Source organism: Stenotrophomonas maltophilia group sp. LNF247, assembly GCF_054083135.1.
Genome location: NZ_JBSRQL010000023.1, coordinates 1 through 23,697, shown reverse-complemented (window position 1 = coordinate 23,697; position 23,697 = coordinate 1). Strand labels below are relative to the sequence as shown.

The following is a 23,697-nucleotide window of genomic DNA, read 5'->3' as shown; positions in this document are numbered from 1 at the left end:
ATGCGCATGATCGAACGACTGCTGCGCTGGACCACCCTGCCCGCCGGGCGCCGGCTGATGGCCGTGCTTGGGGCTACGCTGGTGATCGTGCTGGCCTGCAATCCGGATCTGCTGCCGTTGTTGCCGCTGGTGGATGCGTCGGGACTGGACGTACTGATGCTGTTGCTGGGTGCGCAGGTGGTCGCGGTGCTGCCATGGGTACGCGAGCGGGCCAGCCGCGGGACCAGAGTGCTCGCACGCCTGCTGATCGGCGCATTGGCGGGAGCAGCGGGTGGTTATCTCCAGCAGCTGGCGTGGTGGCTGGCGAAGGATGCGGGGATGGCGCGGCGTTGATGGCGTCGCGCCGCCAATCGGCCAAACAAAAAGCCCCGGCCAAAGGCCGGGGCTTTTCATTGCAACTGGTGCCGGAAACAGGAGTCGAACCTGCGACCTACGCATTACGAATGCGCCGCTCTACCAACTGAGCTATTCCGGCGGAGCCCGCGATTTTACGGGCTGGGCGCCCCGGCGGTCAATCCACCCGGCTCAGCCCGCTACACCCGGTTCGCACACACCCGCCCCTCGGCAAAGTCCCGCAGGTTCCCCAGCGTGATCGCCGAGATCTCCTGCAGCGCCTCCACGGTGAAGAAGCCCTGGTGGCCGGTCACCAGCACGTTGGGGAAGGTCATCAGGCGCTGGAAGGCCTCGTCGTCGATGATCTCGCCGGACAGGTCCTGGAAAAACAGCGCGCTTTCCTGCTCGTACACGTCGATGGCCAGATGACCCAGCCGGCGCGCCTTCAGCGCGCGGATCACCGCATGGGTATCGACCAGTGCGCCGCGCGAGGTATTGACCAGCATCGCGCCCGGCTTCATCCGCGCCAGCGACGCGTCATTGATCAGGTGGTGGGTCTCAGGCGTCAGCGGGCAATGCAGCGACACGATGTCGGCACGTGCCAGCAGTTCATCCAGCCCGACCCTATCGCCGATTCCGCCGAACGCAGCCGACGGATACGGGTCGTGTCCCAGCACGATGCAGCCCATGCCCTTGAAGATGCGCGCAGTGGCCAGGCCGATCTTGCCGGTACCGACGATGCCCACGGTGCGGCCATGCAGGGTGCGCCCAAGCAGGCCATCGAGCATGAAGTTGCCTTCGCGCACCCGGTTGTAGGCGCGATGGGTCTGCCGATTGAGGGTCATCACCAGCGCCAGCGCATGCTCGGCCACGGCTTCAGGCGAATAGGCCGGTACGCGTGCGACGAACAGATCCAGCGCTTTTGCAACCGCCAGATCCACGTTGTTGAAACCTGCGCATCGCAGCAGCACGGCCCGCACCCCCACCGCATGCAGGGCGTGCAGTACCGGCGCATCCAGGCGGTCGTTGACGAACACGCATACGGCTGCGCAATCCTGCGCCAGCGCCGCCGTGTGCACGTCCAGCGCCACATCGAAGTACACGAACACAAAGCCGTCCCCAGCTGCATCGCGCTGGTTCGCCTCATCAAGGAAGCGGCGGTCGTAGGGACGGGCACTGAAGACGGCGATCTGCATGGACGGGCCTGGCGGGAATTCCCTGCCGACCATACCGCAGCACCTGCCCTGATGGGATGGCCCCGGCGATACGGATATCGCCGGGGCCGAGTGCCCTTTAGAACCGGTAGCCCAGGCCCAGCATCACGCCGTTCTGGATCTGCCCATCGCGGCGTTCGCCCACGTAGTCGGCCATGATCGACAGGCGCTCGCTGGCACGGCTGGTCACACCCAGGTTCCAGGCCAGCACCTGCTCGCCCACCGCCTGGCTGCTGGCGCCGAACACCAGATCCGGAGCTGCGGCGAAGCCGGTGCTGTAGCGGGCCTGCGAATCGCCCAGCTCCTTCTGCCAGACCACCCGGGCGCGCGGGGTGATGCGCTCACCGTTGTTGCCTTCGAAGGTCTTGAACAGCTGCAGGCCCGCACCCACGCGGATGCTCTCCAGGCTGCCACTGCGGCCAACCAGCGCACCGGCGCCCTGCCCTTCGTTGAAGCGGGTGGCCGAAGTGCGCGCGTAGTCCACCACCGGCAGCAACGGCTGGATCACCAGGCCCTTGCCGGTGGTGAACGAGAACGCATGTTCAACACGTGCGGAGATCGCATCGTTGCTGTACTTCGCGCGCAGGGGCTGCTGCAGGCCATCGATACCGCCGATGCTGCGACGGGCGTCATGCCGCAGATCGGTGTAGCGCACGGCCGCCGACAGATAGCCGCGCGCGTACGTCGCATCGAGGTAACCGCCCACGTCCAGCGCGCGCACATCACCGGTGAAACCAGAGCCATCGCTGGCCTTGGCGTTGTCCAGCGTGGAGACATCCAGATCAGCCAGCCGCAGCTTGGACAGCAACAGGTCCTGGATGTCCGGGTCACTGAGGTAACCCTGCACCGAGAGCGCACCGATGCCTTGCGGGCCGCGGCTGGATGCGGTGTAGATGCTCTGTGCGACATTGATGTAGGTGGATCGCCAGTCGGTATTCCAGCGCGCGAAATCATCATCGACGAACGCCTGCAGCTGGCGTCCGGTGCGCAGGTAGCCGGGATTGATGTCACCGGTCACGTTGGCGGTGACGTTCAGGGTGTCGCCCGGATCGCGGTACCCGTATGCGGTGATGATCCTGTTGCTGTAGATGTCCTGGCCGGGGAACGACTCCAGCTTGCTGCCACTGCCATCGGGGTCGAAGGTGACCGAGGGACCGGTGCCGCGTGCCGGAACGCGCAACACCAGCAGGCCGTTCGGCTTCACCACTTCATACATGGCCTTGTGCAGCAGCCCGGCATCCATGCCACCACCGTAGTTGCCGCTATAGATCTGGGTCATGCGCGGCGACGGCGTGTAGATCACCTTGCCGCCGCTGCTGGCTGCGTGGATCTGCACCGAGTCGATGAGCGGCAGATCGCCGGCCAGATAGCGCTCGACGCCGCCGGACTGCATGATCGAGCAGGATGAGATGCAATTGCCGGACACGATGGTGTTCAGCCCGGAGGTGCGGATGATGCCCTGCAGCCACTCCCCGGCGATCAACGCGCCACCATTGGACGTACGCAGCACCACCTCACGGACCGGCCGGCCTTCGGCCTGTGCCTTGGCCAGCAATGCCGGCAGGGACACCGCGTCGGCGTAGGTCACATCTCCACTCAGGAAGATGCGATCGCTCTGCACGTGATTAATTCGTTGCCATGACGTCATCCACCACGGCTATGGCGGCAACGCCCATCAGCCCGGCCAGGGCCAGGCTCAACGTCGAGTACTTCATGTGTTCTCTCTCCACCCGCAACACGCGGATGGAGCGATCAACGCCGCAGCGGGATGATCTCCCCCAGTGGAACGGATCCTGGAAAATGAATACATTCACAATGGGAATTCGATCGATGCACACTCTTCCCCATCCGGTCATCGTCGCGTAAAACTCGACGACGCATTCGCCACCCACCGTCGAGGCCAGCCCTGTCCACCCCGTCTCCCCTGCTCCATCGCGCGCCGGAGCTACCCGCACCTGCGGATGCCTTCATCGCGTTCGTGCGCGAAGAGCGCGCACCGCTGTGCGCGTTCCTGCGCACGCGGGGGGTTGGGCCTGAGGATGCGGAGGATATCGCGCAGGACTGCATGGAGCGGCTGATCCGCTACCGCGCACAGGGCCCGGACGAACTGCGCCTGCTGCTGTATCGTATCGCCCGCAACCGCCTGGCAGACCGCGGCCGCTCACCGCTGTCGCGGCCGCATCTGCCGCTGGCCGAACACGATGGCAGCGACGAACCGTCCAGTTCCTCGCCCGATCCATTGCGCCAGGCCGAGTCAGGGCAGATGCTGTCCCTGCTGCGGCAGGCCCTGTTCAAGCTGCCCGAACGCGCACGCGAGGTCTATCTGCTCAACCGCATCACCGGCATGAGCTACACGCAGATCGCGCGGCATTGTGGAATTACTGCCAAGACCGTGGAAAAACATATCGCCCGCGCCCTGCAGGGCCTGCGTCAGGAGTTGGGATCGGATCCGCTGCACAACGACAGGGACGGCCAATGAGTGGCACCCCGCACAGGGATGATGCACAGCTGTTTGAACGCGCCAGCGCCTGGGTAGCCCGCCTGGAAGCCCCGGACTGCACGTCGGCCGAACGCGAAGCGTTCGAGGACTGGCTGGCCGAAGATCCGGCCCACGTCAAAGCCTGGGTGCAGGCCGAAACCCTGTTCCAGCAGGGTGCTGGGCTTGCGGCTGACCCTTGGCTGCGGACCGCTGCGGCACGCGCGGCGCGTCCGCCGCGCCGGCGCTGGTTGCCGGGCGTGGCCGCTGCTGCCGGTGTCTGCATGGCGATCGGCATCGGCTGGATGGCTGCCGTCGACGGCAACCCGACGCCACAGGTCTACGCCAATGATTCGCACCAGCCACAGCAGCAGACACTGGCCGATGGCAGCGTCGCCATGCTGGATGCCGGCACCACTCTCCGCGCCCGCTTCGGCTGGCGCCATCGTGAGCTGGTGCTGGAGCAGGGCCGGCTGCAACTGCAGGTCGCACCGTCGAACAAGGCGCTGCAACTGCGCGCCGGCGACAGTACGATCCGCGACATCGGCACGACCTTCCAGGTGGAACGCCTGCGCGACGGCCTGGTCGAGGTCGCGCTGCTGGAAGGTGCCGTCGAAGTCAGCAGCGGCGCAGCGCAGCACACGCTGGCGCCCGGCCAGCAGCTGCAGGTTCTGCCTTCCGGCCGTATCCAGCCAGGCCCTGCCCTCTCCTCCACTGCCGCCGCTGAAGGCTGGCTGCAGGGGCAACTGGTGTTCGATGCCACCCCCCTGTCGATCGTGGTCGAACGCATGAACCGTTACGGCCGCACGCCGCTGGTGATCGCCGATCCTGAGATCGCCAGCCTGGCCGTGAGCGGTACCTTCCGTGCCGGCGATGCGCAGGAACTGCTGTCGGCGCTGGAACTGGGGTGGTCCGTGGCTGGCCAGACGCGTCCGGATGGCGCGCTGGAACTGCGCCGCACATACTGAGGAGACCGGCAGTGAAGGCAGGTCCGGGTGCGCTGCAGTGGGGGCTGCTCCGGGCCCTGCTATGCCTTGCCCTGGGCGTTGCCGCAGTACCGATGGCCGATGCCGGCACGCCCGCAGGCACGCTGGCGATCGACGTGGGCGCCGGCCCACTGGTACCGGCACTGCAGCAATGGGCCCGGCAGAGTGGCACCGCCCTGCTGTTCGACGCACGTGAACTGGAGGGTCTGCGCACCGATGGCACCCGTGGCCAGCGCGATACCGGGGCTTCGCTGAAGCAACTGGTTGCCGGCCTGCCGGTGAACATCCTGCGCACGTCCTCGGGTGCTTTTGTCGTGCGGCGGGTCCATGCCGAGCCTGCCAAGCCGCCGGCAGCGTTCACCGCCCCGCGTCTGCCGCGCCTGCCTCCCAGGTCCGCCGACACGCCGCACGAGGTGGAACTGGCTCCCATCCACGTCACCGGCAGCCGGCTGCCGCGCTCTTCGGTGCAGACCACGCTGCCGGTCACCACCATTGATCGTGACGATATCCTGCGCAGTGGCTACGGCAACCTGTTCGACCTGCTGCGGCACCTGCCCGGCATGAACGGCCATCCTGCCATGAGCACCTCGCGCGGCGGCGATTCGCAGTACCTGCCGGTGGGTGCAGCGGCCACCACCAGCCTCGATGGCATGGGACCGCGGGCGACGCTGTTCCTGGTCAATGGCCGGCGCCTGCCGCGCTATCCGATGGTGTCGCTGGAACAGGGTGGGCTGACCGACCTCGGCGGCATTCCGCTGAGCTTCGTCGACCGCATCGAACTGGTACGCGGCGGTGCCTCGGCCATCTATGGCGCCGATGCCATGTCCGGCGTGGTCAACATCATCCTGCGCGACCAGGCCGATGGGCCCGAAGCCATGCTACAGACCGGACTCAGCAGCCGTGGCGACGCGGGCCAGTACCGCCTGCAGGCCGCCACGGGCGGCGCACGTGGCAACGGAGACCGCTGGTTTGCCGGTCTCGATCTGCACCGTGTCGAGCATGTCGCCGGTGACCAACGTGACTGGCATGCGGAAACCTCGCTGTATCCGATCGGCGCGATCCTCGGCAACTGGTACGTGCCCGCGCGGCGCTGCGAGCCGCCCCTGGAGCGGCGCGAGGACGGCTGCTGGTTCGACAGCGCCCGGCCGCGTTCGCTGCAACCGGCCTCGGATACCGCGTCGGCCTACCTGCGCTACCGGCACGAACGGGGTGAGGGACGCTATGCCTATGCCGAGGTGCGGGCCAGTCACAACCGCCAGCGCTTCGACCTGGGCCCGACCGCCGTTGCGGTGGTGTCGCGGGGCATCACCTTCAACAGTGTGCTGCGTGAGGCCGGCAACGTGCGTCCCAAGGTCCGCGCCACCGATACGGACGTCACCTTCGGCATCGGACGTGACCAGGGCCGGCGCAGCTGGGAAGCCGGCATCAGTGCGCAGCGCAGCGAAGTCACCTTGTCCACGGCAGGCACGGTGCGCACGGCGCTGCTGCTTGAAGCAACGCAGGCACGCAGGTTCATTCCCGGCTTCGACGCACCGCCGGCAGCCGATATGGACGCGCTGTTCCCATCCATCCGCAACCGCGGCAGCACTGCACAGTGGCAGGGCTGGTGGGGCGTGCAGCGTGAGCTGATGGCGATGGCTGGGGGCAATGCGCAACTGGCGACCGGCATCGACCTGCGCCATGAGCGCTGGACCTCGCATCCGGATGCGCTGCTGAGCCAGGGCGACCTTGCATTGGGTTTGCCGCAGCAGCAACGCCGCCTGTCGCGGCAAAGCAGCGGTGTCTATACCGAGCTGGGCCTGCCACTGGCACCCACGCTGCGCGCGGACCTGGCCGCACGCTGGGACCGCGACGACGGCTTCATGGCGTTCTCGCCACGTGCCGGACTGCGCTGGACCCCGACGCCTCACTGGTCGTTCCTGCTGGCCAGCGGACGCGGCTACCGTGCGCCGAGCCTGTTCGAGCAACGGCGCCCCCCGGGCTACTTCGGGTCGATCACGCTTCCGGTGTCCAGTGCCCTTCCTGAATGTGCAATGGCCACGGCCAGTGGCGGCTGCAGCGTCACGGCCAACGTGGTTGAGAACGATGCACTGAAGGCCGAGCGATCGCGCAGCCATTCGCTGGCCGCCACATGGACACCCAACGACACGTTTTCGCTGTCGCTGACCCACAACATCGTGGAACTGCGCAACGAGATCCTCGCCCTGCAGCCAAGCGATGCGGTGTGGAATCGCAGTACCTGGGAGCTGGATGACGACGGCTACCTGAGCAGCCTGCGCCTGTCGTTCGACAACATCGGCCGCACCACCTCCCGCAACTGGGTCCTGCGTGGCGAATACCGCATCGACAGCGGCAGCAACGGCCAATGGTTGTTCTCACTCGATGCGCTGAAGCAGCAGGAACTGCGTCGGCGCCGTGACCACGGGGCCGCCGTGGACCTGCGCGGCCATGTGACACCCGAACTGGCTGCGGTGTTGAACGCGCAATGGCAGAACAGCAACTGGGACGTCGCCCTGCGCGGCAACCAGGTCGGTCGCACCCGTGCCTGGCTGCCGGGGACCGAATGCCCGCAGGATCAGGCCGAACAGAACCACTGCATGAATCCGCGCCAGTTGCGCTGGAACCTGCACCTGGCACGCCGCCTCGGCCCGCGCGTCGTCGCGGCGCTGGACGTGCACAACGTGCTCGATGCGCAACCGGTGAACTACCTGGTCGGCAATGGCGGGCAGATGCCGGGGCTGGATGATCCGCTCGGCCGCTACTACCTGCTTACCCTGCAGTTCCGCTGAGCGTAGTAACCTACGCGGCCTGTTCCACCGGTCTGCCACCTCCCCCCATGAAGGCCTATCTCTGGTTCTGGGGCGCGTTCCTGCTGTTCTTCGCGTTGCCCTTCCCCTGCATTCTCTATTTCGGCACCTCGTGGCCGGTGGCGCTGGCTGATCGCAGTGCACCGTGGCTGGCACTGTTGCTGCTGGCACTGTCGCTCGCTGCATGGCTCGCTCTGCTGTTCGCGTTCCTGCATTTCCTGCTGCTCGGCCCACCACGCGCCCTGCATCGCGTTCGCTCGATCCTCGCCGATGGCGAACCACGCGATGCGCTGATCGAAAACGCTGAACAGACCGGCGTGCAGGTGCGTGGCTTCGCGCAATGGAAACTGCAGCTGTCCTTCAAGAACCTGTCCGGCACGCCGATCCGCGAACTGCTGCTGGTAGTCGACAGCAAGCCGCAACTGCAGCGCTTCGGCGTCGGCAGGCACGTCGATGCACGCCTGAGCCGGGTGCCGGGCGCGTTCCCGAACGTGGTACTGGACGGCGCCCAGCCCGAACTGAATGTCGCCAGCCTGTGGCGGCGTGGCATCGGTGCAGCACTCGGCATCGGAACCGTTGCCGCTGCCTATGTGTTGGCCTACCGGCTGCAGAGCGAGGGCCTGGGCTGGACCTTCCTGACCTTCGGCCACCCTCTGCTGGTGTGCCCGCTGGTGTTGTGCGGCTACGCCCTGGTCCTGCGCCTGCTCGGCCGCCTGCTGCACGCCGATGCCCGCGGAGACGCGCTGAAGTACCGCGGCATCGGTGTGGAGGCCCGGGTATTGAAGGTGCGCCAGACCGGCACCTACCTCAACGAACAGCCGCAGGTGGAGTTCCAGCTGGAATACACCGACCGCGAAGGTGGCATACAGCAGGTGAGCGTGCGCCGCTTCATCCCGTTGATCGAGCTGGCCAACGTTCCACGCGAGCAGGTCACGCTGCTGTACGACCCGGATGACCGCAGCAATGTGCGCCTGGAGGCTGTATGAAGCGGCCGCCTTCCACACCCGTGGTATTTTCCGCCGTGCTGCTGGTGCTGGCCGGCGCCGCCGTTGCCGGTGGTGCGCTGCAGACGATAGGCGAAACACTGGGGCATTCGGTGCAGGCTGACCGCGCGACCGCGCCGATCACCATGCCGCCATCGCGCGAGAGGCCCGCTTCGCTCGCCCCGATTCCCGAACCGCGATCAATGCCGGTTCCCGAACGCAGCAACCGGTTGTTCGATGCGGACTACCTGCTGGCCGCCCGCCAGGCACTGGAACAGATGCCTGCACTGTCCGGGCACCGGTTGACGGTGTTCCACAGCATCCACTTCTACGACGATGGCCGCATCAACCTGGACCTGGTCGACCCGCAGCAGCCGACCCACGTCGACAGCTACCACTTCGAGCGTGGCCAATGGCGCAAGGGCAATCCAGTGAACCCGCAGCAGTTCGCGCCGACCATCAGCCTGCAGCGCAGCAGCACATCCCTGGCCAGCATCGATTTCGAGGCCGTGCCGCGCGTGGCGCAGGCATTGCAGGAACAACGCAATGCCCTGCAGAACCCCGCATCCGAAGTCGGCCACGTGTATGTGATCGTGCGCAAGGGCGGCAAGCTGGTGTGGCTGCCGGACGAAGTGGCCGGTGACCGCGAATCCGTACGCCTGCAGTTCGACGCACAGGGCAACGCCCGCGGCGTAAGCCGTCAGTAGGCAACGCGACCCATCCAGCTCTGGCAGCCGTTACTCCAGCAGGTAGAGCAAGGCCATTTGTTCGCTGACGAGAAGACTTGAACCAGCCGGCAGCCAATGCGGATACCCTCGATGGATCACAACTCCCAGTACTTGGAACCTTGGGTTTCATGCAGCCGGGATAGGAAGCCTGCAAGCGAGTCCGATGCTTCAGGCCAATCTTTTCGCTCGTCCAAAGGCAGGCAGACCAGCACCGTACCAAAGGCGTTCATCACCAGTAGATCTGAGTCGCCGTAGAAGCGGCCAAATACGACATCGCCGCTCCGGAAATCCAACGGACGCGAACCAGCGAGGAAGGTCGTCTGAACGTGTGCATCCTCGACGCTGAGCATCTCCATGCCCCATTGACCGAATTGCTCGTCCTTGAACAATTCCGCCGAAGCGTACACCTTCCAGAATGCGAGCAACTGCGCTGGGCAGCCCTGTAATCGCCGGTCTTCTGATATTGCAGCACCACGTTCTACGAAGAAGGATCGAAGCAGGAAAGGACACGCCCCATGCTGATGCATGGCGACCCGAGGCTTTGACCACTCCGCCCGGATGGCATCGATAACTGCAAACAGCGCGTTGATTCCCCTAGCCATCAGAAAATCATAACGAGGCCAGGCTAGCGATGACCAGGCAAAACTGAACGGGCTATGGCGTACTGCGCGCCATAGTACGTGGACAACACCAGCACGCTGGCCAGCGGCAGGCCGCCGGTGAAGCGGTCCCAGGCCAGCAGGGAATCGCTGGCGACGAACAGCAACGCACCTGCCGCGGCCCAGCGGGCGCTTCGGGCTTCCACGGCAGCGGGCTGCGGGCTGCGCCACTGCCGTGCCAGGGCCAGCGCTGCCATCGATGCCAGCACCACCACGTATGCCAGCACCGGCACACGCATCGGCACCGGCAGGTGCGGCCACAGGCCAAGCACATTGAGTACGGCAAAGGCCGCCAGCAGGACGCTGGCGGCGAGCAGGCCGCGTCCGGCACGCAGGCCATCGCGAAAGGCCACGATGTAGCAGAGGTGCGCCAGCAGGAACGCCACCAGCCCCGGTACGAACGCGTCCATCGGCAGCATCAGCGCGATGTCACCCACGCACGACAGCAGCATGCCGGCCAGCACCGCGCGCCGGTAGGTCGGCTGCGCAGGATCACGCACCCGCCAGGCGATGGCCGCGATCAGCAGCGTGGTCGCCGGCTTCGCCAGCCAATGCAGCCAGCGCCCGTCACCGTCCAGGAACGCACCGATGATGGCGAGGATCGCCATCAGCTGGATCACGCCATCGCCGGCGCGCGGCTTCATCGTGGCTTCCACAGCTCCGCAAGGCGGTCAGGCTTTCCGGCAATGCGCTCCAGCACCGGGTACTGCAGGCCACCGTGGTAGTCGATGTTCATCGTGTCGATCCGATCGAACTGCTTCACCAGCAGCACGATCGGCGCCTTGTCCTTCGCCGCCGCAGCCACCGCGTCCTTCAAGCGCTGGCTGCTGTACTCGCGGCCGCCAACGGCAATCACCTTCATGCCAGGCGCCAGGCCGGCGTTGAAGGCCGGGCTGTCCCAGATCACGTCGCCGACCGTACCGTTGTCGAGCACCGTCGCACCCAGCGAGTACGCCAGCAATGCGGCCTTGGCGCGCTTCTCCTGCGCCTTGTAGGCATCGTTCGGCGTATCGCGGTAGACCAGCTTCCAGCCCGCCAGCTCCAGGCCACCGGTCAACGCGCCGTGGCCGTCCAGGCGCCCGCGCAGGAACGTCGCCCAGTCGTACGGCGCGATGCCGTTCAAGGTCGCGACCACGTCGTCGAAGGTGTACGGGTTGACGTCCCAGTCGCCGTTGCCGACGCCGAAGAAGGCGCGCGCGAAGTCATCCAGGCTGCGGCGGTTGCCACTCAGTTCGCGCAGCTTGCCTTCCACTTCCAGCCACAGCATCTGGCCGCCGGAGTAATAGTCTTCGCTCATCTGGTAGTTGCGGTACGGCAACGTGCGGCGCTGGGCGATGGTCGGGTCGTTGGTGGTGTCCTGCAGCGGACGCCAGGCCAGGCCCGGGCGGCCACGGTCATAGGTCGCGGCCACATTGGCCAGCATGTCGCGCGCCTGCGCAGCCGACCACAACCCCGAGCGTGCCGCCAGCACCTGCCCCCAGAACTGGGTCTGCCCTTCGTACACCCACAGCAGGCTGTCGCCCATCGGCGTGTTGAAGTTGGCGGTGGCAAGATCCGCGCCGCGACGGTACTTGCCGTTCCAGGAATGGGTGTACTCATGCGGCAGCAGATCGCGCATCCAGGCGTTGCGGTCCCACTCGGTGAAGTAACCCGGGTCGGCGCTGTTCTCGCTGGAACGGTGGTGCTCCAGGCCGATGCCACCAAGACGGTCGGTCAAGGCCAGCAGGAATTCATAGCGGTTGTAGTGACGCGCACCGAAGAGCTTGTCGGCCTGCTGCACCAGCGCGCGGTGCATCGTGATCTGCGCGTCGGTCGGCTTCAGCGACTTGGCTTCGTCGGCAAACACATTGAGGTGCACCGGCACCTTCGCGCCCGGATCGAGATCGATGCGCTGGTAGTGCTCGCCGGCAAACAACGGCGAATCGACCAGATGGTCATACGAAATCGGCTTGAACACCACGGTATCGCCGTCGCGGCGCGCGGTTTCCAGCGCCGTGGCAAACGACCAGCCCTTGGGCAGGGTCACGCTGGCCTGCGCCTGCAGGTTGCGCGCATCTACGCCGGCCGGATACAGCGAATTGGCGTTCCACTGCAGGTTGAGCATTTCCGGGGTCATCACCACCCGCCCTTGGCTGCCGCCCTGCGAGGACAGGAAATCGAAGTGGGCGACGATCTCGCTGACGCCCTCGGGCACGTCCACCTTGAACGCATAGACGTTGTACTGGTCGCGCTGCCAGGCCAGCGGCTTGCCGTTGGCGGTGATACGCAGACCGGCCAGCTTGTCGATCGGGCCGGTGGGCGAATGGTTGCCGGGAATCCACTGCGGGTACAGCAGGGTGACCGGACCGGGCTTGACCGGCACGGTGGCGGTCACCTTGAAGATGCGACGGGCAAGGTCACGTGCATCCACATCGATGCGCAGCAGGCCTGGGGCTGCGGCATCATCCGATGGCGAGGCCTGCGCCAGCGCGGGCGTGGCGGCCAGCGCGAACAGCAACGACATCGCCAGGGCACGGGTCTTCATCGGCAACTTCCAGCATCGGACAATCCTCCGATGCTAGGCCTGTGCGATGGCGGGCCCCATGGCCAAAGGTCATGGATGTGCTTATCCACGCGTGGCGTGGATGAGGCCTTTCCCGGTCAGTCGACCAGGCGCAGGCGCAGTTCCTTCGGCAGCGCGAACACCATCGATTCCGGCTCGCCGTCCAGCTCGGACACGCCACTGGCACCCAGCTCGGCCAGGCGTGCCAGCACGCCGTCGACCAGCACCTGCGGCGCCGAGGCGCCAGCGGTCACGCCGATGTGCTGCTTGCCCGCCACCCACGCCGGGTCGATCTCGTGCGCGCCATCGATCAGGTACGACTCCACGCCTTCACGGCGGGCCAGCTCGCTCAGGCGGTTGGAGTTGGAGCTGTTCGGCGAACCGACCACCAGCACCAGGTCGCAGCGCTTGGCCAGATCGCGTACGGCGTCCTGGCGGTTCTGCGTGGCGTAGCAGATGTCGTCGTTCTTCGGGCCCTGCATCGCCGGGAAGCGCTCGCGCAGCGCATCGATGATGCCGCGCGTGTCATCCACCGACAGCGTGGTCTGGGTGGTGTAGGCGAAGTTGTCCGGCTGGTTGATCTGCAGCGTCGCAACCTGCTCGACATCCTCGACCAGGTAGATCTGCCCGGTACCGGCTTCGCGGTTCCACTGGCCCATGGTGCCCTCCACTTCCGGGTGACCGGCGTGGCCGATCAGCACCACGTCACGGCCAGCGCGGCAGTGGCGGGCAACTTCGAAGTGGACCTTGGTCACCAGCGGGCAGGTCGCATCGAACACCTTCAGGCCACGACGCTCGGCTTCCTGGCGCACGGCCTGGGACACGCCATGCGCGCTGAAGATCACCGTGTTGTTGTCCGGCACTTCATCGAGCTCCTCGACGAAGATCGCGCCGCGCTGCTTCAGGTCGTCGACCACGAAGCGGTTGTGCACCACTTCATGGCGGACGTAGATGGGCGCGCCCAGCGTTTCGATCGCGCGCTTGACGATCTCGATCGCACGATCGACACCGGCACAGAAACCACGCGGGTTGGCGAGCAGCACATCCATCAGTTCAATCTCCCGGCAGCGGCCGGCTTACGGTTTCGGATTGGCATTATCCGCCTTTTTGGCGGACTTGCCGTCGAACAGGCCAAACAGGGCGATGCCGATGGCACCCACCACGATGGCCGAATCGGCGATGTTGAACGAGGGCCAGGTGTAGCTGCCCACGTACCACTGGATGAAATCGACCACGTGACCGTGCACCTGGCGGTCGATCACGTTGCCGATGGCGCCGCCGATGATCAGTGCATACGGCACCGCGGCCTTCCAGTTGCCACGGGCGGTGCCGCGCAGCCACCAGGCCATCAGGCCGCTGATGGCGATAGCCAGTGCAGTGAAGAAGTACTTCTGCCAGCCACCGGCGTCGCTCAGGAAACTGAATGCCGCGCCGGTGTTATAGGTGCGGTACCAGTTCCAGAAGCCGTCGATGACCACCACCGGCTGGAACTCCGGGAGGCTGGACAGCACCCAGGCCTTGGACCACTGGTCCAGGCCGATGATGGCCACCGACAGCAGCAGCCAGACCAGCGCGTTCGGATGCGGACGGGGCGCGGCCATCAGAACCAGCTCCGCACTTCGCCGGCGCCGGTCACGTTATTCACGCAGCGGCCGCACAGTTCCGGATGGTCGGCGTTGCTGCCGACGTCGGCGCGGTGGTGCCAGCAGCGCACGCACTTGGCCTTGCTGGTCGGCTGGGCACTGACGAACACCTCGTCGGTGGTCGCCGGGCGCACCTGCACGTCGCCACTGATGAACAGGAAACGCAGTTCATCGGCCAGCGGCTGCCAGCGCGCGGCCTGCTCCTCGCTGGCGGCAATGGTGATCTCCGCTTCCAGTGCGGCACCGATCGCGCCGTTTGCCCGCATCGGCTCGAGCACCTTGGCCACCTGTTCGCGCACGGCCAGCAGCTGGTCGAAATCGGCGGCGTTGAGCTGGGCATCGGCCGGCAGCGGCGCCAGGCCGTCGTACCAGGTGGTGAACAGCACATGGCCAGCATGCTCGCCCGGCAGGTAGCCCCACAGCTCGTCGGCGGTGAAGGTCAGGATCGGCGCGACCCAGCGGGTGAACGCTTCGGCGATGTGGTACATCGCGCTCTGTGCCGAACGGCGACCGTGCGAATCGGTCGGCATCGTGTACAGGCGATCCTTGGTCACGTCCAGGTACAGCGAGCCCAGGTCCACGCTGCAGAAGTTCAGCAGCAGCTGCACGATCTCGGCCATGTTATAGCCGTCGTAGGCCGCCTTGATCTTCTCCTGCAGCTCCCACGCGCGATGCACGATCCAACGGTCCAGCGCGACCATCTGCTCGAGCGGCTGCAGGTGCAGCGCCGGGTCGAAGCCGTCCAGGTTGCCGAGCAGGAAGCGTGCGGTGTTGCGCAGGCGGCGGTAGGCATCGGCATTGCGCTTCAGGATCTCCTGCGACAGCGACATCTCGTTGCTGTAGTCGGCCGAGGCGATCCACAGGCGCAGGATGTCCGCGCCCAGCTTGTTCATGATGTCCTGCGGCTCGATGCCGTTGCCCAGCGACTTGGACATCTTGCGGCCGTGCTCATCCACGGTGAAGCCGTGGGTCAGGCACTGCTTGTACGGGGCGCGCTTGTCGATCGCCACGCCGGTCAGCAGCGAGGACTGGAACCAGCCGCGGTGCTGGTCAGAACCTTCCAGGTACAGGTCGGCCGGCTTGCCGAAGCCACGCGCGGCGAGCACGCCTTCATGGGTCACGCCCGAATCGAACCAGACGTCGAGGATGTCGGTGACCTTCTCGTAGTCGGCGGCTTCAGCGCCCAGCAGTTCGGCGGCATCCAGCGAGTACCACACGTCGATGCCCTCGGCTTCGACGCGGTCGGCGACCTGCTGCATCAGCTCCACCGAACGCGGATGGATCTCGCCGGTCTGCCGGTGGGTGAACAGTGCGATCGGCACGCCCCAGGTGCGCTGGCGCGAGATGGTCCAGTCCGGGCGGCCGTCGACCATGCTCTGGATGCGCGCCTTCCCCCAGGTCGGGAACCAGCCGACGGTGTCGATGGCGGCCAGCGCATCGTTGCGCAGGTTGGCCTTGTCCATCGAGATGAACCACTGCGGGGTGGCGCGGAACACCACCGGCGTCTTGTGGCGCCAGCAGTGCGGGTAGCTGTGGCGGATCGGATGGAACGCCAGCAGCGAACCGTTCTCGCGCAGCACGCCGACGATGGCCTCCTGCGCCTTCCACAGGTGCTGGCCGGCCAGCACCACGTCACCGGCCGGCGGGGTCGATTCCAGGTACACGCCACGACCGTCGATCGGGGTCACCTGGCCAGCGTTGTACTTGTCCAGCAGGCCGTACTTCTGGCTGACCACGAAGTCTTCCTGGCCGTGGCCGGGGGCGGTGTGCACCGCACCGGTACCGTCCTCGTCGGAGACGTGGTCGCCGTTGAGCACCAGGATCTCGCGCTCCGGGTAGAACGGGTGCGCCAGCAGCTGGTTCTCCAGCGCCGCACCGGTGGTTTCACCGTGCAGCACCACGTTTTCGACGCCATAGCGCTGCAGCGCGCGCTCGGCCAGCGCCGCAGCCAGCACCAGCCAACGGCGCTTGCCGTTGTGCGCCGGGCCTTCGGCCAGCACGTAGCGGATCTCCGCGCCCAGCGACACCGCCAGCGAGGCCGGCAGCGTCCACGGGGTGGTGGTCCAGATCGGTACGGCCACTTCCACGTCGGCCGGCACGCTCACGCCGAACGCCTGGCCGATGGCCTGGGCATCGCGCGCGGCGTAGGCCACGTCGATCGCCGGCGATTCCTTTTCCTGGTACTCGATCTCGGCCTCGGCCAGCGCCGAGCCACAGTCGAAGCACCAGTACACCGGCTTGGCGCCGCGCACCAGGTGACCGTTGGCCACGACCTTGGACAGCGCGCGGATCTCGTTGGCTTCGAAGTCGAAGCTCAGGGTCTTGTACGGGTTGTCCCAGTCACCGGTCACGCCCAGGCGCTTGAAGTCCACGCGCTGGATGTTGATCTGCTCTTCGGCGAACTCGCGGCACTTCTGGCGGAATTCGACGGCGTCGAGCTTGGTGCCGACCTTGCCCCACTTCTTCTCGACCGCGATCTCGATCGGCAGGCCATGGCAGTCCCAGCCCGGCACATAGGGCGCATCGAAGCCGGCCAGGTAGCGCGACTTGACGATGATGTCCTTCAGGATCTTGTTGACCGCGTGGCCGAGGTGGATGCGGCCGTTGGCGTACGGGGGGCCGTCGTGCAGCACGAACAGCGGGCGGCCGGCGGCGTTGTCGCGCAGCTGCTGGTAGAGCCCCTGCGCTTCCCACCGCGCCAGAATGCCCGGCTCGCGCTTGGGCAGGTCGCCGCGCATCGGGAATTCGGTGGCTGGCAGGTTCAGGGTGGTCTTGTAGTCCTGGCTCACGCAGTGGCTCGCAATCTATGTTCGGAAAGGATGGCGCGCGCCTGTTCGGCGTCGCGGTGCATCTGGTCGGTCAGCGCCGCCAGATCATTGAACTTCTCTTCGTCGCGCAGCTTGGCGACGAATTCCACGTCGATGTGGCGACCGTACAGGTCACCCTGGAAATCGAACAGGTGGGCTTCCAGCAGCGGCTCCACGCCCTCCACCGTCGGCCGCGTGCCGAAGCTGGACACCGATGGCCACGGTTGGTCGAACACACCATGCACCCAGGTCGCGTAGATACCCGACAGCGCCGGCGTCTTCGGGAAACGCAGGTTGGCAGTGGGGAAACCCAGCGTACGGCCAAGCTGTCGACCGCGCACCACCCGGCCGCTGATCGCGTAGGGACGGCCCAGCAGGTCGTTGGCACGGGCGAAGTCGCCCTGCTGCAGCAGCTGGCGGATGCGGGTGCTGGAAATGCGCTCGCCATGCAGATCCACCGCTTCGATCTCGCCCGCGGTGAAGCCCAGTGCAGCGCCCATCTTCTGCAGCAGGGCCAGGTCGCCACGGCGGCGGTTGCCGAAGCAGAACTCCGGGCCGATCCACACTTCGCGTGCGCCCAGGCGGTGGGCCAGCAGCCGGTGGACGAAATCCTCGGCCGGCATCGCTGCCATCGCCGCGTCGAAACGCAACAGTCCGATCGCATCCACACCGAGCTCGCGCAGGATCTCGACCTTGCTGCGCGCCAGGGTCAGCCGCGGTGGCGGCGTGCCCTGGGAAAAGAATTCACGCGGCAGCGGCTCGAATGCCACGGCCACTGCGGCCACGCCCAAGGCGCGCGCGCGGGCAACCGCGTGGCGCACCAGCGCACGATGGCCCAGGTGGAGGCCGTCAAATGCACCGATACAGACCACGCTTCCGTTGGGGAACAGCGCCCCGCCCTCCACGCTTCTGAACAGCCTGCTCATCAACTCTCGTTCCGGCCCGACCGGGGCCGCCGCTTCAATGGTGTAACCCTGAAGTATAGCCGTCACGGCGCACGATCAATGCCCACGCAGGTCGCGCGGGCGGAAGCCCATCGCCACCATGGCAACCGCGTAGGTCGCGCCACCGCCACCGACCAGCAGCGCCAGGGCGCCGATCCGCTCCCACACAGTCATCGCCGAGAAGCCTGGCAGCCAGTGCAGCAGGGCCAGCAGCACCCCGACCATGGCCGCGCAGGCCAGCAGCAGCCGCAGCAGATAGCCAGCCCAGCCCGGCCGGCGGCGGTAGACATCGGTCTTGCCCAGCCAGTACCAGAGCAGGCCCAGGTTCAGGTAACTGGACAGCGCACTGGCAATGCCCAGCGCCAGGTGCAGGCCCGGCTGCTTGCCGATGGCCGCCATCACGCCCTGCGCCTTCAGCTCGTCCGGCACCATCACCTGGTACAACACCGCCAGAAGGGCGAAGTTGAACACCATGTTGGCCACCAGCGCGGCCACACCCGCGCGCACCGGCGTCTTGGTGTCCTGGCGGGCGTAGAAAGCCGGCAGTACCACCTTCAGCAGGGCGAATGCCGGCAGGCCGAAGCTCAGGCCGTACACCGACAACGCGGTCATGCGGGTATCGAAGGCACTGAACTGGCCGTGCTGGAAGATGGTCGCGATCAGCGGCTCGGCCAGCAGCAGCAGGCCCAGCATGGCCGGCACCGAGATCAGCAGGGTCATGCGCAGGCCCCAGTCCAACGAGCGCGAGAAGCCCTCGCGGTCGGTACTGACGTGATGGCGGGCCAGCGCCGGCAGGATCACCGTGCCCAGCGCCACGCCGAACACGCCCAGCGGCAGCTCCAGGAAGCGGTCGGCCAGCGACAGCCAGGACTGCGAGCCATCGGTCAGCTTGGCCGCGATCACCGTGTCCAGCAGCAGGTTGATCTGCGCCACAGAGGAACCGAACAGGGTCGGCACCATCAGCGTCATCACCTTGCGCACGCCCGGATGGCTCCAGCCCCAGCGCGGCAGGGTCAGCAGGTTGATGCCCTTCAGCGAGGGCAGCTGGAACAGCAACTGCAGGATGCCGGCCGCCAGCACCGCCCAGCCCAGCGCCAGGATCTGCTTTTCTGGCGTGCCGCCCAGCCGCGGCGCCAGCCACAGCGCACCGGCGATCATGCACAGGTTGAGAATGACCGGGGTCAGCGCCGGCATCGCGAAGCGCTGGAAGCTGTTCAGCGCACCGCCGGCCAGTGCGGTCAGCGAGACGAACAGCAGGAACGGGAAGGTCAGGCGGAACAGGTCGACCAGCAGGCCCTGCTTGACCGGGTCGGTATCAACGCCACTGGAGAAGACCGAGGCCAGCTGCGGCGCGAAGATCAGCGCCAGTGCGGTGACCAGCATCAGCACCCCGCCCAGGGTGCCGGCGGTGCGCGCCATCAGTTCGCGCAGTTCGGCGTGGCTGCGGGTTTCCTTCACTTCCGTGAACACGGGCACGAAAGCGGTGGCAAACGAGCCCTCGGCGAACAAACGCCGCAGGAAATTGGGTACCCTGAAGGCGACCCAGAAAGCATCAGTGATGGCGTTGGTGCCGAACGTGGTGGTCACCACGAAGTCCCGGACAAGTCCGAGAACGCGCGAGACCATGGTCATGCTGCTGAACGACAGCAGGCCCCGCAACAACTTGGGTGAACTCACTCAGCGTCCCTCTTGACAATCGACTTGACGTGCATTTCTTACGCCATCATACTAGCTAGCTTGCTGTTCCCATAACACCGATTTTTCAGGAAACCACCACCGTGGCCAATATCAAGTCCGCCAAGAAGCGCGCCAAGCAGACCGTCGTGCGCAACGCGCGCAACGTGGCTCAGCGCTCGATGCTGCGCACCGCTGTCAAGAAAGTGATCAAGGCGCTGGACGCCAACGATGCCGCCGGCGCCGAAGCCGCCTTCGCCGTTGCCCAGCCGATCCTGGATCGCTTCAGCGCGCGTGGCCTGATCCACAAGAACAAGGCTGCTCGCCACAAGAGCCGCCTGAACGACCGCATCAAGGCCCTCAAGGCCGCCTGATCCGGCGTTGCCGCCCTGCCCTCCGGGGTTGGGCTGCAGGCAAAAGCCCGGCCCCGGCCGGGTTTTTTGTTGCCTGCGGTCCGGGCGATCCGCGGAGCCGCGCGGCCGGCACTACCAAATGAAAAACCCGGCCGAAGCCGGGTTTTTCGCATGGAACCACAACGGCATTACTGCGCGTTGCGGGCTTCCTGCTCTTCTTCCTTCTGGCGATCGAAGAAGGCCATGATCCGGCTCATGATCGGGAAAGTACCTTCGCGGCCCAGCGCGGAGACCAGGAACCACGGCTCCTTCCAGCCCAGTTCGGCGACGATCTGCTCGGCCGCGGCCTGCGCCTCGTCTTCGAACATCAGGTCAGCCTTGTTCAGCACCAGCCAGCGCGGCTTGTTCAGCAGCTCCGGATCGTGCTTCTCCAGCTCGCGTTCGATCGCACGCACCTGCTCCACCGGCGAAATCCCCTCCACGCCGCCTTCCATCGGCGAGATGTCCACCAGGTGCAGCAGCAGGCGGGTGCGCTGCAGGTGGCGCAGGAACTGCGCACCCAGGCCGGCACCATCCGCCGCGCCTTCGATCAGGCCCGGAATATCAGCGATCACGAAGCTGCGGTGGTTTTCCACCTTCACCACACCCAGGTTCGGGTACAGCGTGGTGAACGGGTAATCGGCCACCTTCGGCGTTGCAGCCGAAACGGCACGGATCAGGGTGCTCTTGCCGGCATTGGGGAAGCCCAGCAGGCCGACGTCGGCCAGCAGCTTCAGCTCCAGCTTCAGCGTGCGCTCCTCACCCGGCTCGCCCGGCAGCGCCTGGCGCGGCGAGCGATTGGTCGAGCTCTTGAAGTGCATGTTGCCCAGGCCACCGCGGCCGCCCTTGGCCACCAGCAGGCGGTCGCCGTGCCGGGTCAGGTCGCCGATGACTTCATCGGTGGCAACGTTGATGACCACGGTGCCGACCGGCACGGTGATGGTCAGGTCTTCGCCGCCCTTGCCGTAGGCCTGGCGGCCCATGCCGTTCTCGCCACGCTGCGCCTTGAAGATGCGCTCATGGCGGAAGTCGACCAGGGTGTTCAGGTTTTCGTCGGCGCGGATGTAAACGCTGCCGCCCGCACCGCCGTCGCCGCCGTCCGGGCCGCCGAGCGGAATGAACTTCTCGCGACGGAAGCCAATGCAGCCGTTGCCGCCGTTGCCGGCGAACACTTCGATTTCTGCTTCGTCTACCAGTTTCATTGTTTCGATGCCTGCGATGGGCGCGGCCTGCTGGCCGCCACCTTGAATGTCATGCCGGCCGCGGGCCGGTAACCCGGCCCAGCCGGTCTTGCTTCAACTCTAACGAAAAGCCCCGCCGAAGCGGGGCTCTTCATGCAGCACTCCCATGCCGGGGCACGGGTGCCGGCGATGCCTGGATCAGGCGTCGGCCGAGACGATGCTGACGGTGCGGCGCTTCTTGGCGCCCTTGACCGAGAACTCCACCTTGCCGTCCACGAGGGCGAACAGGGTGTGGTCACGGCCCAGGCCAACGCCGGTGCCCGGGTGGAACTGGGTGCCGCGCTGACGCACGATGATGTTGCCGGCTTCGATGGCCTGGCCGCCAAAGATCTTGACGCCCAGGTACTTCGGGTTGGAGTCGCGACCGTTGCGCGAGGAGCCTACGCCCTTTTTATGTGCCATGACTGCTTCTCCTGATACTTAGCCGGCGATGCCGGTGATCTCGATTTCGGTGTAGTACTGACGGTGACCCTGACGCTTCATGTGGTGCTTGCGGCGACGGAACTTGATGATCCGCACCTTGTCAGCACGACCCTGGGACAGGACCTTGGCGGTGACGGCAGCGCCCTTCAGCGCATCGCCCAGCTTCACGCCATCGCTGTCACCCAGCATCAGGATGTTGTCGAACTTGATCTCGCTGCCGACTTCGACTTCGAGCTTTTCAATGCGGAGCTTTTCGCCCTGCGCCACGCGGTATTGCTTACCGCCGGTGACCAGTACTGCGTACATGACCAGGCCTTCCTCTGTAGTTATTGTGGTCTGAACTGCCGCCATCGAGGGCGGACAGGAGCGGGATTGTACGCAGATCAGCGGGCGCGGGTCAAGTCAACCCCTGAACGACCCACGGGCCCGGGCCTGCAGGCCGAGCCATGCACGGCTGAACGGTTCGCGGTCCAGGCCGCTGCACATGGCCCGACCCTACACAAAGCTGTCGGCCGGTCTCACAACGTGAGACGCCGGGGTGGCATTGTCGCCCATTGCCCCCATCTGGTCACCTCGGTAGGCTGACCGATTGCCGTTCCCTGCTGGCCCGGCACCCAGCCAACGCCCCCACAACCGGATCCCCCATGGCGATGGATTTCATCCGCATCCGCGGCGCGCGGACGCACAACCTGAAGAACCTCGACCTCGACCTGCCCCGCGACAAGCTGATCGTGATCACCGGCCTGTCCGGTTCGGGCAAGTCCTCGCTGGCGTTCGACACCATCTATGCAGAAGGCCAGCGCCGCTACGTCGAGTCGCTGTCGGCCTATGCGCGCCAGTTCCTGAGCGTGATGGAAAAGCCGGACCTGGACCACATCGAAGGCCTGTCCCCGGCCATCTCGATCGAGCAGAAGTCGACCTCGCACAACCCGCGTTCGACGGTCGGCACCATCACCGAGATCTACGACTACCTGCGCCTGCTGTACGCACGCGTGGGCACCCCGCGCTGCCCGGACCACGGCTACCCACTGGAGGCGCAGACGGTCAGCCAGATGGTCGACCAGGTGCTGACCCTGGACCCGGAGCAGCGCTACATGCTGCTGGCCCCGGTCATCCGTGACCGCAAGGGCGAACACGCACAGGTCTTCGACCAGCTGCGCGCGCAGGGCTTCGTGCGTGTGCGCGTGGACGGCGAGCTGCACGAAATCGATGCGGTGCCGCCGCTGGCGCTGCGCCAGAAACACACCATCGAGGCGGTGATCGACCGCTTCCGCCCGCGCGAGGACATCAAGCAGCGCCTGGCCGAGAGCTTTGAAACGGCGCTCAAGCTGGGCGATGGCATGGCCTCGGTGCAGAGCCTGGACAGCGCCGATGCTTCGCCCACGCTGTTCTCCTCCAAGTACTCCTGCCCGGTCTGCGACTACTCGCTGCCGGAGCTGGAACCGCGCCTGTTCTCGTTCAATGCACCGATGGGTGCGTGCCCCGGCTGCGATGGCCTGGGCATGGCCGAGTTCTTCGATCCGTCGCGGGTGGTGGTGCATCCGGAGCTGTCGCTGGCCGCCGGTGCGGTGCGCGGCTGGGACCGTCGCAACGCCTACTACTTCCAGCTGATCGCCTCGCTGGCCAAGCACTACAGGTTCGACGTGGACGCTGCGTGGAACTCCCTGTCAGCCAAGGTGCAGCAGGCCGTGCTGTACGGCAGCGGCGATGAAACGATCACCTTCACCTACTTCACCGAAGCCGGCGGCCGCACCCAGCGCAAGCACCGCTTCGAAGGCATCATTCCCAACCTCGAACGCCGCTACAAGGAGACCGAATCGCCGGCGGTACGCGAGGAGCTGTCCA

General features: G+C 66.2%; 19 protein-coding genes, 1 tRNA gene and 2 pseudogenes. 8 read left to right on the top strand and 14 right to left on the bottom strand.

The window, feature by feature from the left end:
• Positions 1-333: a hypothetical protein gene (locus ACTXG9_RS17945; RefSeq protein ID WP_019659277.1), complete on the top strand. Its 333-nt coding sequence runs from the start codon at positions 1-3 to the stop codon at positions 331-333.
• A gap of 66 nt (positions 334-399) precedes the next feature.
• Here ACTXG9_RS17945 and ACTXG9_RS17940 read toward each other — a convergent pair.
• From ACTXG9_RS17940 to ACTXG9_RS17930, 3 genes and pseudogenes are all read right to left on the bottom strand, one after another.
• A tRNA-Thr gene (locus ACTXG9_RS17940) sits at positions 400-475 on the bottom strand.
• A gap of 58 nt (positions 476-533) precedes the next feature.
• Positions 534-1,529, bottom strand: a complete 996-nt coding sequence (locus tag ACTXG9_RS17935; RefSeq protein WP_456115397.1) for a 2-hydroxyacid dehydrogenase — start codon at positions 1,527-1,529, stop codon at positions 534-536.
• Positions 1,530-1,626: 97 nt separating this feature from the next.
• Positions 1,627-3,262: pseudogene (locus ACTXG9_RS17930) on the bottom strand (autotransporter domain-containing protein).
• A 254-nt stretch (positions 3,263-3,516) separates the two neighbouring features.
• On the opposite strand from ACTXG9_RS17930, the gene ACTXG9_RS17925 reads away from it, so the two are divergent.
• Genes ACTXG9_RS17925 through ACTXG9_RS17905 form a run of 5 tightly spaced genes read left to right on the top strand, consistent with a single transcriptional unit; the run spans position 3,517 to position 9,506 of the window.
• Positions 3,517-4,026 carry an RNA polymerase sigma factor gene (locus tag ACTXG9_RS17925; RefSeq protein WP_111099011.1) on the top strand — a complete coding sequence of 170 codons (510 nt, stop codon included), beginning with the start codon at positions 3,517-3,519 and terminating at the stop codon, positions 4,024-4,026.
• Complete coding sequence (locus ACTXG9_RS17920) at positions 4,023-4,991, top strand: FecR family protein (RefSeq protein WP_021202458.1); 969 nt, start codon at positions 4,023-4,025, stop codon at positions 4,989-4,991. Before ACTXG9_RS17925 ends, ACTXG9_RS17920 begins: the two co-directional genes overlap by 4 nt.
• Positions 4,992-5,002: 11 nt before the next feature.
• On the top strand, positions 5,003-7,798 hold the full coding sequence (locus ACTXG9_RS17915; protein ID WP_456115396.1) for a TonB-dependent receptor plug domain-containing protein: 2,796 nt from the start codon (positions 5,003-5,005) through the stop codon (positions 7,796-7,798).
• A 47-nt stretch (positions 7,799-7,845) separates the two neighbouring features.
• Positions 7,846-8,802, top strand: coding sequence for a hypothetical protein (locus tag ACTXG9_RS17910; protein ID WP_021202456.1), 957 nt, complete (start codon positions 7,846-7,848; stop codon positions 8,800-8,802).
• Positions 8,799-9,506 (top strand): hypothetical protein, encoded by a 708-nt coding sequence (locus ACTXG9_RS17905; protein ID WP_021202455.1) that lies wholly within the window; start codon positions 8,799-8,801, stop codon positions 9,504-9,506. Before ACTXG9_RS17910 ends, ACTXG9_RS17905 begins: the two co-directional genes overlap by 4 nt.
• A gap of 116 nt (positions 9,507-9,622) precedes the next feature.
• Here the strand turns inward: ACTXG9_RS17905 and ACTXG9_RS17900 are convergent, their stop codons facing one another.
• The 8 genes from ACTXG9_RS17900 to murJ form a co-directional block, all read right to left on the bottom strand.
• The gene (locus tag ACTXG9_RS17900) at positions 9,623-10,129 is read right to left on the bottom strand and encodes a hypothetical protein (RefSeq protein ID WP_019337508.1); all 507 of its coding nucleotides are present in this window, start codon (positions 10,127-10,129) and stop codon (positions 9,623-9,625) included.
• A gap of 23 nt (positions 10,130-10,152) precedes the next feature.
• Entirely contained in the window at positions 10,153-10,830 is a 678-nt protein-coding gene (locus ACTXG9_RS17895) for a lysoplasmalogenase (RefSeq protein ID WP_288041248.1), read from the bottom strand.
• A complete protein-coding gene (locus ACTXG9_RS17890) occupies positions 10,827-12,710 on the bottom strand; it encodes a M61 family metallopeptidase (RefSeq protein ID WP_288041246.1) in 1,884 nt (627 codons plus the stop codon). Before ACTXG9_RS17890 ends, ACTXG9_RS17895 begins: the two co-directional genes overlap by 4 nt.
• Positions 12,711-12,826: 116 nt before the next feature.
• On the bottom strand, positions 12,827-13,777 hold the full coding sequence (gene ispH, locus ACTXG9_RS17885; protein WP_019659291.1) for a 4-hydroxy-3-methylbut-2-enyl diphosphate reductase: 951 nt from the start codon (positions 13,775-13,777) through the stop codon (positions 12,827-12,829).
• 27 nt (positions 13,778-13,804) lie between these two features.
• Positions 13,805-14,329: a signal peptidase II gene (gene lspA, locus ACTXG9_RS17880; protein WP_014646377.1), complete on the bottom strand. Its 525-nt coding sequence runs from the start codon at positions 14,327-14,329 to the stop codon at positions 13,805-13,807.
• Positions 14,329-17,160 carry an isoleucine--tRNA ligase gene (gene ileS, locus ACTXG9_RS17875; RefSeq protein WP_197575894.1) on the bottom strand — a complete coding sequence of 944 codons (2,832 nt, stop codon included), beginning with the start codon at positions 17,158-17,160 and terminating at the stop codon, positions 14,329-14,331. Before ileS ends, lspA begins: the two co-directional genes overlap by 1 nt.
• Positions 17,157-18,104, bottom strand: a complete 948-nt coding sequence (locus tag ACTXG9_RS17870) for a bifunctional riboflavin kinase/FAD synthetase (RefSeq protein WP_019659293.1) — start codon at positions 18,102-18,104, stop codon at positions 17,157-17,159. The genes ileS and ACTXG9_RS17870 overlap by 4 nt, the downstream gene beginning before the upstream one ends.
• Before the next feature lie 75 nt (positions 18,105-18,179).
• Positions 18,180-19,784 carry a murein biosynthesis integral membrane protein MurJ gene (gene murJ / locus ACTXG9_RS17865; RefSeq protein ID WP_032955127.1) on the bottom strand — a complete coding sequence of 535 codons (1,605 nt, stop codon included), beginning with the start codon at positions 19,782-19,784 and terminating at the stop codon, positions 18,180-18,182.
• A 116-nt stretch (positions 19,785-19,900) separates the two neighbouring features.
• On the opposite strand from murJ, the gene rpsT reads away from it, so the two are divergent.
• Positions 19,901-20,170 (top strand): 30S ribosomal protein S20, encoded by a 270-nt coding sequence (gene rpsT, locus ACTXG9_RS17860; RefSeq protein WP_005408560.1) that lies wholly within the window; start codon positions 19,901-19,903, stop codon positions 20,168-20,170.
• 167 nt (positions 20,171-20,337) lie between these two features.
• On the opposite strand, the gene cgtA is transcribed toward rpsT, so the two are convergent.
• The 3 genes from cgtA to rplU form a co-directional block, all read right to left on the bottom strand.
• Entirely contained in the window at positions 20,338-21,390 is a 1,053-nt protein-coding gene (cgtA, locus tag ACTXG9_RS17855; protein ID WP_021202450.1) for an Obg family GTPase CgtA, read from the bottom strand.
• 177 nt (positions 21,391-21,567) lie between these two features.
• Entirely contained in the window at positions 21,568-21,831 is a 264-nt protein-coding gene (rpmA, locus tag ACTXG9_RS17850) for a 50S ribosomal protein L27 (protein ID WP_005408558.1), read from the bottom strand.
• An 18-nt stretch (positions 21,832-21,849) separates the two neighbouring features.
• Positions 21,850-22,158: a 50S ribosomal protein L21 gene (rplU, locus tag ACTXG9_RS17845; protein WP_005408557.1), complete on the bottom strand. Its 309-nt coding sequence runs from the start codon at positions 22,156-22,158 to the stop codon at positions 21,850-21,852.
• A gap of 338 nt (positions 22,159-22,496) precedes the next feature.
• Here rplU and ACTXG9_RS17840 point away from each other — a divergent pair.
• Positions 22,497-23,697, top strand: a pseudogene (locus tag ACTXG9_RS17840) (excinuclease ABC subunit UvrA); the annotation flags it as partial.

What these genes read in the sequence shown, in the direction of transcription:
- ACTXG9_RS17945 (WP_019659277.1), top strand. Translation starts at nt 1, where the DNA reads ATGCGCATGATCGAACGACTGCTGCGCTGGACCACCCTGCCCGCCGGG.
- ACTXG9_RS17935 (WP_456115397.1), bottom strand. Translation starts at nt 1,529, where the DNA reads ATGCAGATCGCCGTCTTCAGTGCCCGTCCCTACGACCGCCGCTTCCTT.
- ACTXG9_RS17920 (WP_021202458.1), top strand. Translation starts at nt 4,023, where the DNA reads ATGAGTGGCACCCCGCACAGGGATGATGCACAGCTGTTTGAACGCGCC.
- ACTXG9_RS17910 (WP_021202456.1), top strand. Translation starts at nt 7,846, where the DNA reads ATGAAGGCCTATCTCTGGTTCTGGGGCGCGTTCCTGCTGTTCTTCGCG.
- ACTXG9_RS17905 (WP_021202455.1), top strand. Translation starts at nt 8,799, where the DNA reads ATGAAGCGGCCGCCTTCCACACCCGTGGTATTTTCCGCCGTGCTGCTG.
- ACTXG9_RS17900 (WP_019337508.1), bottom strand. Translation starts at nt 10,129, where the DNA reads ATGGCTAGGGGAATCAACGCGCTGTTTGCAGTTATCGATGCCATCCGG.
- ACTXG9_RS17895 (WP_288041248.1), bottom strand. Translation starts at nt 10,830, where the DNA reads ATGAAGCCGCGCGCCGGCGATGGCGTGATCCAGCTGATGGCGATCCTC.
- ACTXG9_RS17890 (WP_288041246.1), bottom strand. Translation starts at nt 12,710, where the DNA reads ATGAAGACCCGTGCCCTGGCGATGTCGTTGCTGTTCGCGCTGGCCGCC.
- ispH (WP_019659291.1), bottom strand. Translation starts at nt 13,777, where the DNA reads ATGGATGTGCTGCTCGCCAACCCGCGTGGTTTCTGTGCCGGTGTCGAT.
- lspA (WP_014646377.1), bottom strand. Translation starts at nt 14,329, where the DNA reads ATGGCCGCGCCCCGTCCGCATCCGAACGCGCTGGTCTGGCTGCTGCTG.
- ACTXG9_RS17870 (WP_019659293.1), bottom strand. Translation starts at nt 18,104, where the DNA reads ATGAGCAGGCTGTTCAGAAGCGTGGAGGGCGGGGCGCTGTTCCCCAAC.
- cgtA (WP_021202450.1), bottom strand. Translation starts at nt 21,390, where the DNA reads ATGAAACTGGTAGACGAAGCAGAAATCGAAGTGTTCGCCGGCAACGGC.
- rpmA (WP_005408558.1), bottom strand. Translation starts at nt 21,831, where the DNA reads ATGGCACATAAAAAGGGCGTAGGCTCCTCGCGCAACGGTCGCGACTCC.
- rplU (WP_005408557.1), bottom strand. Translation starts at nt 22,158, where the DNA reads ATGTACGCAGTACTGGTCACCGGCGGTAAGCAATACCGCGTGGCGCAG.